The organism is Streptomyces sp. JLSY215, from assembly GCF_059682825.1.
Genome location: NZ_CM185022.1, coordinates 8,604,269 through 8,620,668, shown reverse-complemented (window position 1 = coordinate 8,620,668; position 16,400 = coordinate 8,604,269). Strand labels below are relative to the sequence as shown.

18 protein-coding genes and 2 pseudogenes are annotated in these 16,400 nt (G+C 69.2%); 12 read left to right on the top strand and 8 right to left on the bottom strand.

Annotated features, from left to right (window positions below; all coding sequences use genetic code 11):
- Nucleotides 1-107 precede the first annotated feature (107 nt).
- Nucleotides 108-812 carry a TetR/AcrR family transcriptional regulator gene (locus tag AC5677_RS38025; RefSeq protein WP_497192436.1) on the top strand — a complete coding sequence of 235 codons (705 nt, stop codon included), beginning with the start codon at nucleotides 108-110 and terminating at the stop codon, nucleotides 810-812.
- A gap of 72 nt (nucleotides 813-884) precedes the next feature.
- On the opposite strand, the pseudogene AC5677_RS38020 reads toward AC5677_RS38025, so the two are convergent.
- A pseudogene (locus tag AC5677_RS38020) lies at nucleotides 885-1,657 on the bottom strand (helix-turn-helix domain-containing protein); the annotation flags it as partial.
- A 176-nt stretch (nucleotides 1,658-1,833) separates the two neighbouring features.
- Here AC5677_RS38020 and AC5677_RS38015 point away from each other — a divergent pair.
- The 6 genes from AC5677_RS38015 (at nucleotide 1,834) to AC5677_RS37990 (ending at nucleotide 7,012) form a co-directional block, all read left to right on the top strand.
- On the top strand, nucleotides 1,834-2,802 hold the full coding sequence (locus AC5677_RS38015; protein WP_497192435.1) for an alpha/beta hydrolase: 969 nt from the start codon (nucleotides 1,834-1,836) through the stop codon (nucleotides 2,800-2,802).
- A 187-nt stretch (nucleotides 2,803-2,989) separates the two neighbouring features.
- Nucleotides 2,990-3,331, top strand: coding sequence for a sigma-70 family RNA polymerase sigma factor family protein (locus tag AC5677_RS38010; RefSeq protein ID WP_497192434.1), 342 nt, complete (start codon nucleotides 2,990-2,992; stop codon nucleotides 3,329-3,331).
- A gap of 95 nt (nucleotides 3,332-3,426) precedes the next feature.
- The gene (locus AC5677_RS38005) at nucleotides 3,427-4,365 is read left to right on the top strand and encodes an NADP-dependent oxidoreductase (protein WP_497192433.1); all 939 of its coding nucleotides are present in this window, start codon (nucleotides 3,427-3,429) and stop codon (nucleotides 4,363-4,365) included.
- A 125-nt stretch (nucleotides 4,366-4,490) separates the two neighbouring features.
- On the top strand, nucleotides 4,491-4,961 hold the full coding sequence (locus tag AC5677_RS38000; RefSeq protein ID WP_497192432.1) for a MarR family winged helix-turn-helix transcriptional regulator: 471 nt from the start codon (nucleotides 4,491-4,493) through the stop codon (nucleotides 4,959-4,961).
- A complete protein-coding gene (locus AC5677_RS37995; RefSeq protein WP_497192431.1) occupies nucleotides 4,958-6,376 on the top strand; it encodes an MFS transporter in 1,419 nt (472 codons plus the stop codon). Before AC5677_RS38000 ends, AC5677_RS37995 begins: the two co-directional genes overlap by 4 nt.
- 39 nt (nucleotides 6,377-6,415) lie before the next feature.
- Nucleotides 6,416-7,012: a cysteine hydrolase family protein gene (locus tag AC5677_RS37990; protein ID WP_497192430.1), complete on the top strand. Its 597-nt coding sequence runs from the start codon at nucleotides 6,416-6,418 to the stop codon at nucleotides 7,010-7,012.
- A 1,283-nt stretch (nucleotides 7,013-8,295) separates the two neighbouring features.
- Here the strand turns inward: AC5677_RS37990 and AC5677_RS37985 are convergent.
- From AC5677_RS37985 to AC5677_RS37970, 4 genes are all read right to left on the bottom strand, one after another.
- A complete protein-coding gene (locus AC5677_RS37985) occupies nucleotides 8,296-9,051 on the bottom strand; it encodes a DUF6193 family natural product biosynthesis protein (RefSeq protein ID WP_497192429.1) in 756 nt (251 codons plus the stop codon).
- A gap of 10 nt (nucleotides 9,052-9,061) precedes the next feature.
- Nucleotides 9,062-9,316: a hypothetical protein gene (locus AC5677_RS37980; RefSeq protein ID WP_497192428.1), complete on the bottom strand. Its 255-nt coding sequence runs from the start codon at nucleotides 9,314-9,316 to the stop codon at nucleotides 9,062-9,064.
- An 89-nt stretch (nucleotides 9,317-9,405) separates the two neighbouring features.
- Nucleotides 9,406-9,639, bottom strand: a complete 234-nt coding sequence (locus tag AC5677_RS37975; RefSeq protein WP_497192427.1) for a hypothetical protein — start codon at nucleotides 9,637-9,639, stop codon at nucleotides 9,406-9,408.
- 23 nt (nucleotides 9,640-9,662) lie between these two features.
- Complete coding sequence (locus AC5677_RS37970; protein WP_497192426.1) at nucleotides 9,663-10,514, bottom strand: DUF1963 domain-containing protein; 852 nt, start codon at nucleotides 10,512-10,514, stop codon at nucleotides 9,663-9,665.
- Between the two features lie 332 nt (nucleotides 10,515-10,846).
- On the opposite strand from AC5677_RS37970, the gene AC5677_RS37965 reads away from it, so the two are divergent.
- The 3 genes from AC5677_RS37965 (at nucleotide 10,847) to AC5677_RS37955 (ending at nucleotide 13,367) form a co-directional block, all read left to right on the top strand.
- The gene (locus tag AC5677_RS37965) at nucleotides 10,847-11,548 is read left to right on the top strand and encodes a flavodoxin family protein (RefSeq protein WP_497192425.1); all 702 of its coding nucleotides are present in this window, start codon (nucleotides 10,847-10,849) and stop codon (nucleotides 11,546-11,548) included.
- Between the two features lie 37 nt (nucleotides 11,549-11,585).
- Complete coding sequence (locus AC5677_RS37960) at nucleotides 11,586-12,500, top strand: hypothetical protein (RefSeq protein WP_497192424.1); 915 nt, start codon at nucleotides 11,586-11,588, stop codon at nucleotides 12,498-12,500.
- A 351-nt stretch (nucleotides 12,501-12,851) separates the two neighbouring features.
- Complete coding sequence (locus AC5677_RS37955) at nucleotides 12,852-13,367, top strand: DM13 domain-containing protein (RefSeq protein WP_497192423.1); 516 nt, start codon at nucleotides 12,852-12,854, stop codon at nucleotides 13,365-13,367.
- Nucleotides 13,368-13,483: 116 nt separating this feature from the next.
- Here AC5677_RS37955 and AC5677_RS37950 read toward each other — a convergent pair whose 3' ends face one another.
- Nucleotides 13,484-13,582, bottom strand: a complete 99-nt coding sequence (locus AC5677_RS37950) for a hypothetical protein (RefSeq protein ID WP_497192422.1) — start codon at nucleotides 13,580-13,582, stop codon at nucleotides 13,484-13,486.
- Nucleotides 13,583-13,701: 119 nt separating this feature from the next.
- Between AC5677_RS37950 and AC5677_RS37945 the strand changes: the two are divergent.
- Nucleotides 13,702-13,872, top strand: a pseudogene (locus AC5677_RS37945) (IS5/IS1182 family transposase); the annotation flags it as partial.
- Nucleotides 13,873-13,967: 95 nt separating this feature from the next.
- Here AC5677_RS37945 and AC5677_RS37940 read toward each other — a convergent pair.
- Together AC5677_RS37940 and AC5677_RS37935 are read right to left on the bottom strand one after the other, a co-directional pair.
- On the bottom strand, nucleotides 13,968-14,396 hold the full coding sequence (locus AC5677_RS37940; RefSeq protein ID WP_497192421.1) for a pyridoxamine 5'-phosphate oxidase family protein: 429 nt from the start codon (nucleotides 14,394-14,396) through the stop codon (nucleotides 13,968-13,970).
- A gap of 89 nt (nucleotides 14,397-14,485) precedes the next feature.
- Nucleotides 14,486-15,325, bottom strand: a complete 840-nt coding sequence (locus AC5677_RS37935; RefSeq protein WP_497192420.1) for an NAD(P)H-binding protein — start codon at nucleotides 15,323-15,325, stop codon at nucleotides 14,486-14,488.
- A gap of 82 nt (nucleotides 15,326-15,407) precedes the next feature.
- Between AC5677_RS37935 and AC5677_RS37930 the strand changes: the two genes are divergently transcribed.
- Entirely contained in the window at nucleotides 15,408-16,376 is a 969-nt protein-coding gene (locus AC5677_RS37930) for an AraC family transcriptional regulator (protein WP_497192419.1), read from the top strand.
- Nucleotides 16,377-16,400 lie beyond the last annotated feature (24 nt).

Sequence of the window (16,400 nt, the reverse complement as noted above, 5' to 3'; positions counted from 1 at the left end):
AACACCGTTGCGTTATTACCACAACCCTGTTGCGGTAACGCCTCGCGCCTCGCACCGGCGATGCCGTCGTGGCATTAGTGCAACCTGGTTTCGTTAAGCTTGGCATCATGACCGGATCTGACTTCTTGCGGGCCCGCAGCCCCGAGGCCAAAGCCGCCCGGGAGACGGAGATCCTCGCCGCAGCGGCACGCCTCGCCACGACGGACGGCGTACGGGAGGTGACCATGACCGCCATCGCCGACGAGGTCGGCATGCACAAGTCAGCGATGCTGCGCTATTTCGAGACGCGCGAGGGCATCTTCCTGCGTCTGGCCGGCACCGCTTGGCACGGCTGGTCGGCCGAGGTACGCGACCGCCTCGAGGCGACCACCTCCTGCCCCGACGCAGGCACCGAGAACTGGCACGAGAGCGCCCGCTCCATCGCTTCCGTACTGGCCGGGTCACTGGTCGCCCGCCCCCTGTTCTGCGATCTGCTCGCGCACACCCCGCTGAACCTGGAACGCAACGTCTCCACCGGCACCGTCCGGACGTTCAAGAAGGGCGTGATCGCCGAGGTCGAGCGGACCGCCGACACGCTCTGCGCGATCACGCCGCTCGAGGCCGGTCAGGCGCGAGCCGTCGTCACGACCGCAACCTCGATGGCCGGCGCCCTGTGGCAGATGGCCGCCCCCGGCACCCAGCTGCGCGCCTTCTACGAGAGCGACCCCGAACTGTCCCACTCCGTCGTTGACGTCGAACCCCGCCTGACCGACATCCTGACCGCGCTGCTCACCGGCTACGCCACCGCCTCGAACCGGCCGGCGGAGAACTGAGGATCCCCGGAGCAGGCGCCTCAACCCCTCGTGCGACGGCGAACGGGGCGGGGCGGTGTAGGCCACGAGCATCTGGTCGGGGTGGGTGTCGACGGTGAACTGCTGGACGTCCAGGGTGAGTCGGCCGACGACGGGATGGAGGTACGTCTTCGTGAGCTGCCGCGGACCGCGTACCTAGTGACCTGCCCACCAGATGCGGAAGTCCGGGTCCCGTGCGGCCAGTTCCCCGACCAGCTGCGCCAGGGCCGGATCATGCGGCGCGCGGCCGGCTTCCATCCGCAGCACGGCGACACATTCGCGGGCGACCAGGGGCCAGTCCGCGTACAGGGAGCGGAAGGCGTCGTCGAGGAAGGTCAGCCGGATCAGGTTCCGCTCCCCGCGGGCAGCACGGCAAAGTCGGTCAGGAGGGCCGACGCTCCCCGGTTCCACGCGAGGACGTCCATGCCGCGACGCAGCACCAGGGCGGGCACGTCGTGCATGGTGTGGAGCAACTGCTCGAGGCGGGGCGCGACTTGATGTCGTTCGGGTGAACTCTGCGAGGTGGCGGGCACGGCGTCGGCCAGAGTGAAGACGTAGGCCCTCGCGTCCGGGGCGAGTTGCAGCGCGTCGGCCAGCTCATCCAGTACGGCGCGCGAGACCCGATGGGTGCGACCCTGTTCGAGCCGGACGATGTAGTTGACGCTGACATGGGCGAGCTGGGCCAGTTCCTCCCGGCGCAGGCCCGGCACCCTCCGCAGCCGCCCGTCGTCGGGGAAGCCTGCCTGCCGCGGGTCGCACTCCGCGCGTCGGGCCCGCAGGAAGTCTCCCAGCCCGCCGCCGAGATCCGCGGCGCCGTCGTCTGCCATGCCTCCGGTGTGGTCGCTGCTGCGGAGACCTGCCTGGTACTGGGCTCCATAGGCAGGGTCGTCCCTGGCGGGGCCATCCCGACGCGGGCGACGGTGAGTCCGAGGCCGCCTGATCCCGGCGACCGGACGCCCAGTTCGGGCACACATACCCACGTCTTCGACGGGAGTGCATCACCATGCGCAGCGACGTCACCTTCTCCGGCAACGGACTCAAGCTGGCAGGCCATCTCCACACGCTCGACGCCCCCGCCTGCGGCTCCCGCCCGGCGATCGTCGTCGGCCACCCGGGCAGCGGAGTCAAGGAACAGGCCGCAGGGCTCTACGCCCGGCGCCTCGCCGAGCGCGGATTCGTCACGCTCGCCTGCGACGCCGCGTATCAGGGTGCCAGCGAGGGAGAACCGCGCGGTCTGGAGGAACCGGGCCAGCGGGTGGAGGACCTCAAGGCCGCGGTCTCCTTCCTCTCCGCCCGCGACGAGGTCACCCCCGACCGGATCGGGGCACTCGGGATCTGCGCCTCCGGTGGCTATGCCCTGGCCGCCACGGCCACTGACCACCGCATCCGGGCCGTCGGCACTGTGAGCGCGGTCGACATCTCCCGGCAGTTTCGCCTCGGCGCGGACGGCACGCAGGCCCCCGACGCGCCGCAGAGCATGCTCGCCGCGGCCGCGGCGGCCCGCACCGCCGAGGCCCGCACCGCCGAGGTCCACACCGCCGAGGTCCGCGGGGAGGGCGTCCAGCGTTTCCCGCTCTTCCCCGCGACCGAGGCCGAGGCGCGCCGCGCCGGCCCGCACGTCCATGAGGGCTGGGAGTACTACTGCACACCGCGCGCCGAACACCCCCGCTCCGCCAAGACCCTGACCTGGACCTGGACCTGGACCTGGACCTGGACCAGCGTCGACCGCATCGCCGCCTTCGACGCCTTCCACGCTGTCGGACTCATCGCACCGCGCCCGCTGCTGATGATCACCGGACGTCAAGCGGTGACGTCCTGGATGAGCGTGGAAGCGTTCCAGAAGGCGGGCACCCCGAAGGAGCTGCACTGGATCGAAGGCGCCGTGCACAACGACCTCTACGACAAGGACGGCTACGTAACACCCGCCGTCGACAGGCTGACCGGCTTCTTCGAAGCCCATCTGGAGTCGTGAGCACCCTGACCGCCCCTGCCGGTCGGCCGCATGCCGCACAGCGCACCCGTCCCCGCGTGGCTACGGTGGATCCGCACGGCGAAGGAGGTCGGGTCGGTATGGGTGACGGGCGACTGTCCGGGCCGTCCGAGCAGCGCAGCAGAGCGCGCCCGGGGCGCCGAAGGCGGAGCGCGAGTGCGTCCTGGCCGTGTTCCGCGCCGCGTACGAAGCCGGGGAGCCGGCCGGTCTGGTGGGTCTTCTGCACCCGGGCGCCGTCTACGTCACTGACGGTGGCGGCGAGGTCGCCGCGGCGCGCAAGCTCATCCACGGTGGTGAGCGCGTGGCTGAGGTGACGGTGTGGGTGGGCCGCCGGTGGCGTCCGGACCGTATCGACCTCGTCGAGGTCGGCGGCGAGCTCGCCCTCGTCCTCCACCGAGCCGGCCGGGTCTACTCCGTGGACACGGTGCAGGTCACGGGCGGTCTCATCACCGCGTACCGCCACGTCGTCAACCCCGGACAAACTTCCCACCTCCGAGCCGTCACACCCTGAGGGGTCACCTCGTCTCCCTGATCAGAACGCGGCGGTCATGCCCGGTACGTGAACGGACCGCATGCCCGCCGACCGCCCTCCCAGTAAGGACTGTCATGCGAGCCATCACCGTTCGGGACCGTGCCGCCGGTCCCGCCGGGCTGTCCCTGTCGGACATGCCCCACCCCCACGCCGCCGAGAACGACGTCATCGTGCGGGTGCACGCCGCGGGCTTCACCCCCGGAGAGCTGGACTGGCCGGGCACCTGGACCGATCGCGCGGGCCGCGACCGGACACCGAGCGTGCCGGGACACGAGCTGTCGGGGGTCGTCGCCGAGCTGGGGTACGGAACCACCGGCCTGAGCGTCGGCCAGCGGGTGTTCGGACTGGCCGACTGGACGCGCAACGGCAGCCTCGCCGAGTACACGGCGGTGGAGGCCCGCAACCTCGCTCCGCTGCCGGCGGACATCGACCACACGGTGGCGGCCGCGCTCCCCATCTCCGGGCTGACCGCCTGGCAGGGTCTGTTCGACCACGGCCGTCTCGCCACCGGCCAGACCGTCCTGATCCACGGTGCCGCCGGCGGCGTCGGCTCGATCGCGGTCCAGCTCGCCCGCGAGGTCGGCGCCCGGGTCATCGGCACCGGGCGTTCCGCCGACCGGGAGCGGGCGCTCGCGCTCGGTGTCCACACCTTCCTCGGTCTGGACACCGAGAAGCTGGAGGACGCCGGCTCGGTCGACGTCGTGCTCGACGTGATCGGCGGGGAGATCCTCGACCGCTCGGCCGCCCTGGTGCGCGCCGGTGGCACGCTCGTCACCATCGTCATGCCGCCCACGGTCCGGCCCGCCAACGGGCACGCCGTCTTCTTCGTCGTCGAACCCGACCGCGCCCGGCTCGCCGACCTCGCACAGCGCGTGCGGGACGGACGGCTCGAACCGTCCGTCGGCGCCGTACACCCCCTCGCCGAAGCACCTGCCGCCTTCACGCCCGCAAGGCGCGTCTCCGGAAAGACGATCATCCGGGTCACAGAGGAGGAGACCGGGAGCTCCCTGTGATCGCCATACGGAGGACCCAGGACCTGCCGGCCGGGCCCCACAGGCCAACGCACCGTCCGTAATCCCAGCCGGGAAGATACACAAGTAACTTTGGCAAGTTACTTGTGTTGTTCTACGCTGGAGACATGGACAAGAACCCCGAGTCGCAGGAGTCGACCGCGACCGCACAGCGCCTCCATGACGCAATCAAGCGGCTTCGCGCGCGGATGCGGGCGGAGTCGGGCCAGCACGCGACTGGGCTGAGCGCCACGCAGTTGGGCGTACTGGCGAGCGTGGTCCGTGAGGGCCCGGTCACCGCCGCCCGGCTGGCGTCGATCGAGCATGTCAGCGGTCAGGCGATCGCGCAGAGCCTGGCGGTGCTGAAGGCCGCAGGGCTCGTGCACAGCGAGCCCGACCCGAAGGACGGGCGCAAGAAGCTGATGAGCGCCGACGCGTCCGCGACGGAACTGATCGACAGACTGCTCATGGGGCGCGCCGCCTACCTGGCGCGCGCCATCGACCAAGTGGTGGCACCGCACGAGCGCCCGGACCTGGACAGGGCGATCGAGCTGCTCGAGCGGCTCGCCGGCACAGACCTCGACGAGGGCGCCATATGAGGGCGGATGCTGCCGAGGCCGTGGCCCCGCCGACCGGGACCACCCGCCAGCCCTTTGCCTGGACCTTCACCACGCCGTTGTACGTGGGCGCGAGCCTCAACCCGATCAACAGCTCCATCATCGCCACCGCACTGGTGCCCATCGCGACCGAACTGAACGTGGCGGTGGGTGCCACCGCCGTACTGGTCTCCTCGCTCTACCTCGCCAGCGCCGTGGCCCAGCCGACGGCCGGGAAGCTCGCCGAGGTCCTCGGCGCCCGGCGCGTCTTCCTCACCGGGATCGTGCTCGTGCTGCTCGGCGGTGTCGTCGGCAGCCTGGGACGGAACTTGGCCGCGCTCACCATCGCCCGGGTCCTCATCGGGCTGGGCACATCGGCCGCGTTCCCCTGCGCCATGGTCATGATCCGGCGCCGCGCCGAACAAGCCGGAGCGGACCGACCACCGGGCGGAGTGCTCGGCGGACTCGCCATCGCGGGAATGGCCACCGCCGCCATCGGCCCACCCATCGGCGGCCTCCTCGTCGGAGCCGCGGGCTGGCGCTGGGCGTTCCTCATCAACATCCCGGTCACAGTCGTCGCCCTGGCCATGGCCGTACGGCTGCCCCCTGACCCGCCACGTGCCGTCGCGGACAGCGGGTTCGGCCTCGTGGCACGACGGATCGACCTGCCCGGCATCCTCGGCTTCGCCATCACGATGACGTCCCTGGTCATCTTCCTCATGGCCCTCCCCCACGTCCGGTGGGCTGCCCTCGCCGTCTTCACCCTGGCCGCGGTCCCCACCGTCCGGTGGGAGCTGCGCCACAAGGCACCCTTCTTCGACCTGCGCGGCCTGGCCTCGAACGGCACTCTGACCCGCACCTACGCGCGCCAGGCCCTCACCCTCCTCGGCGTCTACTCGATGATGTTCGGCCTGACACAGTGGATGGAGGCCGCCTACGGCCTGTCCGCCCTGCAGACGGGCCTGATGCTCCTTCCCATGGGCGCCGTCTCGGCCCTTCTCTCGCGCCCCCTGGCCCGCCGCAATCTCGTACGCGGACCACTGATCGCCTCCGCGCTGAGCATGCTGCTCGGCTCCATCGGCATCATGCTGCTCGACTCCCACAGCCCGGTGACCGCACTCATCCTCGTATCGCTGATCTTCGGTGTCACGACCGCGACCACGACCGTCGGCAACCAGACCGCCCTCTACCAGGCAGCACCTGCCGACCAGATCGGCACCGCCTCCGGCCTCTTCCGCACCTTCGGGTACCTCGGCACCATCACCTCGTCCGTGATCGGCGGCATCGTCTTCCGCGACGGCGCCGACGACCACGGGCTGCACAGCCTCGGCCTCGGCCTGGTCGCCGCAGGGGTCGCAGTCCTGCTGCTGACCGTCCTGGACCGCGGCCTGCTGCGCCACAGCCCCGCGGCCGCTTGAGCAACACCACCTCACCTTCCGGCAAGGAGAAGCACCCGCATGACCACCCCCTCCATCCCCGCCCTCACGCCCGCCCGGACCGCCCTGCTGGCCATGGACTTCCAGAACGGCATCGTCCCGCTCGCCCCCGAACCCGACGCGCTCCTGACACGAGTACAGAACGCGATCACGGCCGTACGGGCCGCCGGCGGCACCATCGGCCACGTCCGCGTGGCCTTCACTCCCGACGACTGGGGCGCCGTCCCCGACCACAACAGGACCTTCAGCGCGATCGCCGCTGCCAAGGCCATGCACCACGAACACGACACCACACAGATCCACGAGGCGATCGCCACTCAGGACGAGGACATTGTCGTCCGCAAGATCCGCTACGGCGCCGCCTCGACCACCGACCTGCACGAGCAGCTGGCGGACCGCGGCATCGACACCCTGGTCCTGGCCGGGATCAGCACCAGCGGCGTGGTCCTGTCCACGCTCATGGACGTCGCCGACCGCGACTACCGCGTCTACGTGCTGTCCGACGGAGTCGCCGACCACGACCCCGAGATACACCGCGTCCTGGTCGACAAGGTGTTCCCCACCCGCGCCCACGTCATCGACACCGCAGGACTGCACGTACTGCTGCAGGCAACCTGACAGCCGCCCCCGTACTCCATCGCCTTGGTGAACTCCGGTTCACCGAGGCGGCGTTCCATGTCCCGCGGGGACAGGTCCTCCACCCGGGTCTGGATCCAGTAGAGATTGCCCGGTGGGTCGCGCACCCAACCGACCCGGTCACCGAAGAACAGGTGGGTGACCTCTGTGACCGATGTGCCGTCGGCCGCTACGGCCTTCCCTTCCGTCCCGGCCCGCCGGGCACGCCGGCTCCTCCGCGCCGAACGCCCTCTTCATGAAGTCGATGAGCTGCACTTTCTCGTGAGAGCTGATCCACGGCGTCACGGTGTGGTAGCCCTCGGGGACCGGCTTGACGGACCTCTGCTTGACGGACATCTGCTTGACCTACATCCGAGTGCCTCCCGCGGTGCTAGGTCAGAGCCTGACCCAGACGGCCTGACGGACGCCTGCGCGTATTCCCATCGGATCAAGTCCTGCACCGGATGATGCTCGATGAACGACAGCGTTCGTCACATCGCCCGGGTCAAGACGCAGTACGTATCTGATCCTTCGGGTAGATGACGCGCAACTGCATGACCCGTCGGTCCTGGCGGAACATGAGCCAGGTCAGGGTCGGCGGGCAGTGGTGAGCGTCCGTGAGTGGCGTGACAGGATTCATGGGTACCCTCTCGCAGCGGCAAGATCGCGATGCCGTCAGGGAGTTGTGCGCAGACTCCCTGACGGCATCGGGGCAGCGCAGTCCCGGTGGGAGGGACTCCTCAGGCCGCTGCTCGTCCGATCAACGCGGCGACCTCATGTGGCTTGGACACGTACACGGCGTGTCTGCCACTCGTCTCCACGACAGTCGCCCCGGCACGATCGAGGGGCTGGTTCTGCCATGGGAGCACACCGTCCCATGACCGTGTCGGTGACGGTGACGGTGACGGTGGAGATCGTCTGCTTGGCCACCTCCGGCCTGCACATCTCGGCCGGCAGCCCAAATACGCCCTACGCGCCGGAGCCGACGGCACGATCAGCAGCACGCATTCTCTTCCACGGCGGTCAACGCGATCAGACTCGACGTGTACTGGACCGGCCAGCAGCCCCGCCGTTTGGAAGCCGTTGTCGTTCGGATCTTGAGGGGTGGCCGCCGAACGGGAGTCTCGATCGGGTGATCGCAGCTGGTTCCGGGCATGAGTGCAGGGCCTCTCGGTAGCTCGGGGTTGCGAAGCCAACCGAGATCCAGGAGACCCTGTTGCCGCAGATCCGCTGCCTGGTGGACAACGGCATCAAGTGGCGGCCGACGCCCGGGGACTTTCCGCCGTTTATGTGGAATCCGATTTGTCAAGATCATTTGCAGTGCCGACGATTGCCGGCCCGCACTCGGAGGGAAGGTGGGCGACGACCAAGGCGACCGCGTCACGCGGATCTTCAGCCTCTCCGATGTCTGCCGGTCCGTGAGGCGAGTGAGTCTTCGACCAGGCAACGTGGTATTTCCCGTCCACGGGAGTAATCACTGGAACGTCGTGGGTGTAGGGGAATCCGGTGCAGCGGCTGAAGTTCAGCGACTTGTGGCTGTGGAAGGGGAACAAGGCTCGCAGTTGCGGCTCAGCGTAGGCGGCCTCGATAAGGTCGTGTTCGACGTGTGACGCCGTGGTCTGACGGTAGATTTTCCACATGGTCTCGACCGCGGTGTCGCGCTCGTGGGCCTCGGCCAGCGGGCCATAGTGGACGAACGGGCAGGCGGATCGCAGATCTTCCAAGTTGGCGCCGGACTGCCAGACTCCGGTAGCTGTGGCAGCCTCGTTCAAATTGGTTGTCGCGCCCTTGGCCATCGTGACACCGCGCTCCCAGAAGCTCATGACGAAGCAGCGGTTCTGTATGCCCAGGTGAGCACTCGTCGTCCGGCTGTCACTGTCCGCCCGGGCTCCTGTCCGCTTCCACCCTGGAGCTCGTTCGGGGAGCACGTCGAACCGATATCCGGCCTGATGAACGGCTTTCTGTAGGGCGATCTGGAGCGTGCCGTCCTGGCCGAGTTCAGGATAGAGACTGGCCAGGTTCGGGGCAGGTTGAGACGTCACGCTTCGCCCTTCAGTTGGTGCCGCCGGTTGTGAACGGCTCTTCGTAGCTCTCAGCCGGCTGCTTGCGGTGCCGGACCTCGACGAGGGGAAGCAATGTGGCTGTCGTAGGTATTCCGAGCTGGCGGGGTGTCGGGCCGGCCGGTGTGGGGACGCCAGTGAGTCGTTCGAGGAGTCGTTCGAGGGCGGCCTGGCCGTCGTCGGCGGGGGCGCGTTCATCGTCGGTGAGTGGGAAATTGGCCGGCATCTTCTGCAGGTTGTCTTTCACCTCCAGCAGTTGGCCCTTGCTGGATTGCTCCGGGGTGTAGAAGTCTCAGCGTGCGCAGGCCATGCGGTGCTGGCGCTGTTCGAAGAAGGTTAGGTGCACCGGCCGTGGCCGAGGTCGTAGTACTGCCAGGGTTCGTCGCTGGCGGCTGTGCCGGAGGCGACCGCGTCGCGGTCGACGAGGACTTCGATGGTGCGTACGTTCCTGGCGAAGTAGCCGACCTCGTTGTAGGCCCCGGCCAGGGTGTCCGGGGTGAGCTTCGCGTAGTGCGTGGTCGCTTCCGGGGTCCGGTGGCCCAGCCGTTCCTGCGGCTCGAAGAGAGTCATGGGCTCCTTTCCGATCCGAACCATCACCAGATGTCCGGGGTCGGGATCGCTTGTCCGAAGTCGCCGGACCGGAGGGCTTGCGTAGGAATCGACCAATGCATCCAGCCACCGTCGCCCCCGATGCGCCACTCGTCCAGATCAGATAGCTGGAGCAGATGATGGTAGAGGTTTGGGTCCTCACCGTTGCGACGGATCGGCGAGCCTCCTGTTGGGAAGATCGGCCAGCCGAAAGCGAGGTTCTCCGCGAGGAGCGCTCCGGGCCGTGACGCCCAGTCGTTGTCCGGATCGAGGTTCGAGATGCTCGCATAGTCGCAGATGTACTCGATGCCCTCGCCGTAGGCGTCCGGTTCCGTGTAGAGCGTTTCCCACGCCGGGTCAAAAGTGTCGGGGAAGGCAAATCCGGGTGAGGCCGCCCAGGCTATCGGTGCGAATGCACTGGAGCGGGCGGGGTGATCCGCCTCGACGGCATGCCCGGAACGGGCGGCGATCACCGCGCCCAACTCCGGGGCGTCCCAGAAGAACTCGCTCGCCACCTCGACGGCGGCAGGGTCACACAGCTCGGATTCGGAATCGAGGTAGAAGAAGTTGAGCAGGCCCGTTCCGGCCGGAACGAGGCCATCGAGCCACGGAGCCAGGGCATCGGTGTCGAGGACTGCAAACAGACTCAGCGGAACGCCTTCGCAGGTAGGCCAAGGTGTTCCCGGCTCGAGCAGAGGACGACCACCGAATCGGCTGTTCCCGGCCGCCTCGCTCGGCGCGGCTCTGGTCAGTTCGAACCCAGGCCGGGCGAGGCTGACGACGCGGGTGGCGAGCTCCGCGCCAAAGCGAGCAGTGCAGAATTCGTGCAGTTCGGCCCGTGTTGTCGTTGGCTCCACACGGGCATCTAAGCATCCGCCTGTGACAACCCTCTCCCACCCTGCTGAGGATGCCTCCAGAGCCAGATCGTTGAGCTGGGCAATCAGGCGGTCCCTGCAGAAGAGCTGCACCCAGTCCGGTCTGCGCTCACCGGGTCGGCATCACCGGACGCAGGTGGGAATGCCCGCACTACCACCACCGATGGGCCCTGGATTGGAAACACGCACTAACGGTCGGCAGTCCGTGCGCGAGTTCAAACACATCGTCCTGATGAACCGGAGCCAGTATTCGGCGGGCGTGAACGGTTCGATGGTCACTTGTAACGTTCGACGCGCAGGCCGCACTGAGGAGTATGAGCCATGACGACCTGCGTGCGCTGTTCCTCAACTGCACGCTGAAGAAGAGCCCGGAGCGCAGCCACACGCAGGGCCTGATCGACCTCAGCTCGCGGATCATGGAGAAACAGGGTGTTCGGGTCGAGCACCTGCGGCCGATCGACCATGAGATCGCCACCGGGGTGTGGCCGGACATGACCGAGCGGGGCTGGGAGCGCGACGCGTGGCCGTCGATCTACCAGCGGGTGATGGCCGCCGACATCCTCGTCATCGCCGGGCCGATCTGGCTGGGTGACAACAGCTCGGTCACCAAGCTGATCATCGAGCGGCTCTATGCCTGCTCGGGCCTGCTCAACAACGCCGGTCAGTACGCCTACTACGGGCGGGTGGGCGGCTGCCTGATCAGCGGCAACGAGGACGGCGTCAAGCACTGCGCCATGAACGTCCTGTACAGCCTGCAGCACCTGGGATACACGATCCCGCCGCAGGCGGACGCGGGCTGGATCGGGGAGGCCGGGCCAGGCCCGTCCTGTCTCGATCCCGGCTCCGGCGGTCCCGCCAACGACTTCACCAACAGGAACACCACATTCATGACGTGGAACCTGCTGCATCTGGCCCGGCTGCTCAAGGACGCCGGTGGCGTTCCGGCGCACGGGAACCAACGGTCGCAGTGGGACGCCGGGTGCCGGTTCGACTTCGAGAATCCCGAATATCGCTGAGCCCGAATACTGCCAACTCACCAACGAAAGGCCGAACATGACCGTCGAAGCCGTCGAGACCGTCCCCACCTGCGCCTACCCGGGTTGCGCCAATCCGCCCGAGCCGGCCGCACCCGACGGGCAGGGGCCGGCTCCCCGCTATTGCCGGCACCCCGAGCACAACGCACTCGGTGCGTTCAGGAAATTCCGCGCCAAGCGGCAGCAGCGCAAGGAGGACAAGCGCGCGGCAGCCCACGCCAAGGAGGCGGCAAAGGCGGCCCAGGCACCCGTCGCCGAGCAGTCCTGGCCCGCCGCCTCCGGGCACGCATCCGCTGCCGGTACGGCGCACGGTGCGCCCGGCACCACGCCCGCCACGGAAGCGGTGCCCCCGGCGTCCGGGCAGGTCCCCGGCGCTGAGGTCGTGCCCCTGCAGCCCGGGCGGGCCCCTGTCGCCGATGCCTCCGAGCAGGCGCCGGCGAAGGCCGTGAACAGTCAAATGACGGCTACGGCAACGGTCGACGGCGACCCTGCCGCTCGGTCACGCGACGCCCTCGTCGCGCTCATCGAGCAGCTCGCCACCGATCTGCCCGCCTACATCGAGGAGTTGGCGATCATCACGGACTCCGCGGCGGCCGAGGCCCGGATCGAGACGGTCACCCGCGCCTCCGCGCAGCGCATCCTGGCCGCCGAGGAGCGCGCCACGCTCGCCGAGGAGGCGGGCGACATGGCCGTCGCCGCGCTCGATGCCGCACAGCAGAAGTTCGCCGAGGAAACCGCCTCGATCCGCGAAGAGACGGCCCGTCGGGTGGCGGACGCCGCATTCGTCCGGGCCGAGCTGGAGCGCTACCGCGAGCGTGTCGGCATGCTTGAGGTCCGGCTCGACGCTGTCCGCGACGAGGCCGATGAGCTGCGCCGCGCGAGGGCCACGCACTCCGTCGAACCCGAGCGGCCGCGCTCCGCTGAGGAGTGCTGATGGTCGTCGCCCCGCCTGATATCGGCGTTCCCGTCAAGACCTACGGCAGGCGTGGCCACGCCGTCTTGATGCCCGCACCCCTGCGGCGACAGCAGTCCCGCACGGGTGCGGCAAGCATCACCTCGGCGAAACGTCGGCCCGAGCCGGTCGTGTGGTCCGACGCGTCAGCGTTGATCCGTCCAGCGAGACGAAGGGCGATGAAAGGCGCCGGCGTTCGATGTGTAACGTTCGCCGCTCTCTCCGTCTCTGAGTGCGATGTGGCCAAGACGTCGAGGCCATCGCCGACACGTGCCTCGGCGCCACGCCCGGCCACCGGTCCGGAGTGAACATCAAACAGAAACGGAAATCCTCATGTGCCGAACCAAGCGTCCAGTCCTCTGGATCACCACCGCGGTGGTCGTCGTTGCGGCGGCCGTCGGGCTCTATCTCTTCCAGCCCTGGCGGCTGTTCACCACGGACCGCGTGAATGAGGCGGCTCCCGTGGCCACCGGTCAGCAGGGGGCCGCGGCCAAGCCGTTGGCGACCGGTAGCTTCATCTCCCACGAGCACGAGACCAGCGGGTCGGTGGAGGTCCAGCAGCTCGAAGGCGGAATGGCGACGCTGCGCCTGACGAATCTGCGCACCTCCGACGGCCCGGCCCTGCACGTGTGGCTCAGCGACCAACCGGTCGAGCAGGACGGCGGCGCCAACCTCGACGACGGCACGCACGTCGACCTCGGCGACCTGAAGGGCAACGAGGGCAACCAGGGCAACCAGAACTACGCGATCCCGGCGGGCACCGACCTGATCAAGTTCTCCACGGTGACGATCTGGTGTGAACGCTTCAGCGCGTCGTTCGGCGCGGCCGAGCTGAAACAGCGCGCCTGACGGAACCGGGTCACGCGGAGAAGCCGTGGAGTGGGTGGCGTCGCCACCCACTCCACGGCTTTCCGGATGCGGTCCGCCCCGGCTGCCCAAGGGCTGTCCTGTGGGTCATGGGTGACTCACAGGACAGCCCGGGACCGTAGCTCGGCGAGTCGCGCCAAAGCCTCGGAGGCCGACGCACGTTCCTCCTCGGTGAGCTGGAGCTCCGCGGCCTGCATCAGCAGCCGCCCGGCCAACGCGCCGTCGCCGAGCCGCTGCGCGATGTCCCCCCCGCCCCCCGCAGCACCAGCAGGCGCAGATGTTGTGCGGGCGTGGGGCGCTCGTCCTCCGATCGCGGAACACCATCTACCGCCGCGTCCGAGCCCGCGCCGAGCACACTCTGGCCCGCATGAAGAAGAACTGGAAGGCTTTGCGCGACTACCGCGGCGCCGCCCACACCCTGGCCGACACCGCCTCCGACACCGCCTCCGGCATCGCCCACCTCCACAACCTCGCCCTCACCGGCTGACCGACGACACCTTGAGCACCACCACAAGATCGATTGCGCGACGGCCCGTAGTTGCCGCCGGGACGGCGGCGCACTCGAATAGGTTGCCGCGGCGGTCAGTACATGTAGCGGCTCACGGTCTCCGGGTGGATGACGAGACGAACCCAGTCCGCGGCCAGGATCCCGGCGAGGTCGTCGGCGCGGGCTGGGTCGTCGAGGTTCCAGTAGCGAGCGGCCAGGCGGGCGGCCAGGTCGTGTGCTCCGTCGGGCTCCACCGTGGTGCGGCCGGCGATCGACAGCCAGCGCTCGCGTTCACCCACTGGGGCGGCGACGACGATGGAGGCGCGGGAGTCGCGGCGCAGGCGCCGCACCTTGAGCGTGTCCGGACCCGTGAACAGCTGGATCGTGTCCTCGGCGGTGACCTCGAACCACACCGGCCGAGGTTGTGGCGGGAGAGGCCCCCCGGCCACGGACAGGAACCCGTACAGGGGGCGTCGGAGAAGCTCCAGGTCCTGGGCGGTCAGCGAACTGGCATCGGTGCTCATCACGGTCCTTCCGATAGCTGGGGGAATGGTTCCGAGGTTGCTGAAGGAGGCCTCGACTCGTTCGGAAACAGGGCGGGGCCGTGGGACGTTCATCGCCGCCAGGCTCCCGCCGCCGCGGCCCGCACGACGTACTCCTCGAAGGTCCGAGGCGCCCGCCCCAGCACAGTGGCGAGGTCATCCGTCGTCGCCGCGATCAGGCCACGTTCCATCAGCACGAACATCTCGGCGACGTGGCGGGCGTCGTCCTCGCCGAAGCCCTGATCAACCAGCGTCCTGGCGTACTCGTCGGGGGAAATCTGTCGGTAGGTGAGAGGCCGCCCGGACGCCCGGGAGATGAGCTCAACGGCCTCACCGAAGGTGAGCGCACGCGGTCCGGTCAGTTCGTAGACCCGTCCGGCGTGCCGACCGGGTTCGGTCAACACCGCGGCCGCGGCGTCGGCGACGTCCTCGATGTCGATGAACGGCTCGGGGACCGTGCCGGCCGGGAGCGCCAGTTCCCCGGCGACCAGCGGGGCGTGGAAGAGGTCCTCGTCGAAGTTCTGGGCGAAATTCGACGGTCGCAGGACGGTCCACTCCAGTGCCGAGCGGCGTACGGCATCCTCGGCCGAACGCATGTCCAGTCCGAAGGTGGAGTCGCCCCAGGTGTCGGCGCCACGCCCGGAGAGCAGGACCAGCCGCTGCACCCCGGCGGACTCGGCCCGGGCCACGAAGTCGTGAACCGGGCCCGGCACGCTTGGGGCCACCACGTAGGCGACGGCGATGCCCCGCAGGGCCGCGTCCCAGCCGCCGGGGTCGGACCAGTCGAACCGGGTCGGGCTCGATCGGGAGGCGGCGCGGACCGGTGCGCCGCGCAGCCTGAGCCGGGCGACGATCCGCCGGCCGGTCTTGCCTGATGCACCGAGGACGAGAGTGATGCCGTTGTTGCTCATGCCGCCAATGGAACACGGCGGATCCGGACGATCCCATGGGTGAGGAGCCGGATCGCCTGTGTATTCGTCTACCCTCGCTGAGGTGGACGTGTTCAGTGACCTGATCCGCGGGGTGCGGGCCCACGGCTCGTTGTTCGGCAGCTCGACCCACTCCCCGCCCTGGGCCCTGCACTTCGTGGACGGGGCGCCGCTGACCCTGTGCACGGTCCTCACCGGGGCCGGTTGGATCGTGCCGGAGCACGGAACGCCCGAGCCCCTTCGCGCCCGCGAGACGATCGTCATCCGCGGTCCTGCGACGTTCACCTTCGTCGACGAGGTCGGCACGCGGGCCGAACCGATCGCGTGCGGCGAGCACTGCGCGACGCCCGAGCAGGGCGGGACCCGACACCGGCTCGGCTGGCACGACCCCGGCGGGGACGCCGGCGACGGCCGCGCCGCAACGACCCTGATCGTCGGCGCCTATCCAGTGCGCGGCGAGATCAACCGCCGACTGCTGGACGCGCTGCCCGTCGTGCTGCGCGCGGCCACCGGGGGCACGAGTGACGCCGTACTGGACCACCTCGCCGCCGAGGTCGCCGTCGACACGCCGGGCCAGCAGGTCGTACTCGACCGGCTGCTGGACTGGATGCTGGTCTGCACGCTGCGCGAGTGGTTCGACCGGCCCGGCGGCGAGCCCCCGGCCTGGTGGGCCGCCCAGCGGGACCCAGTGGTCGGCGACGCGCTGCGCCTGCTGCACGCCGAACCTGCGGCACCATGGACGGTCACCGCGCTGGCCGAGCACACCGGAGTGGCGCGTTCGACGCTGGCCAAGCGGTTCGCCGAGCAGGTCGGCGAACCGCCGCTGACCTACCTCACCCGCTGGCGCATGACGCTCGCGGCAGACCTCCTGGTCGAGCGGGAGACCGCAACCGTCGCGGACATTGCCCGCAGCGTGGGATACTCCGACCCTTTCGGGTTCAGCGCAGCGTTCAAACGGGTCCGAGGCGTCAACCCGAGCGATTTCCGGCGCACCGCCACCACTGCCTCCCCAGCGGCCGAGCGGCCCGTTTGAAGAGTGCGATCCACTCCGATCCGG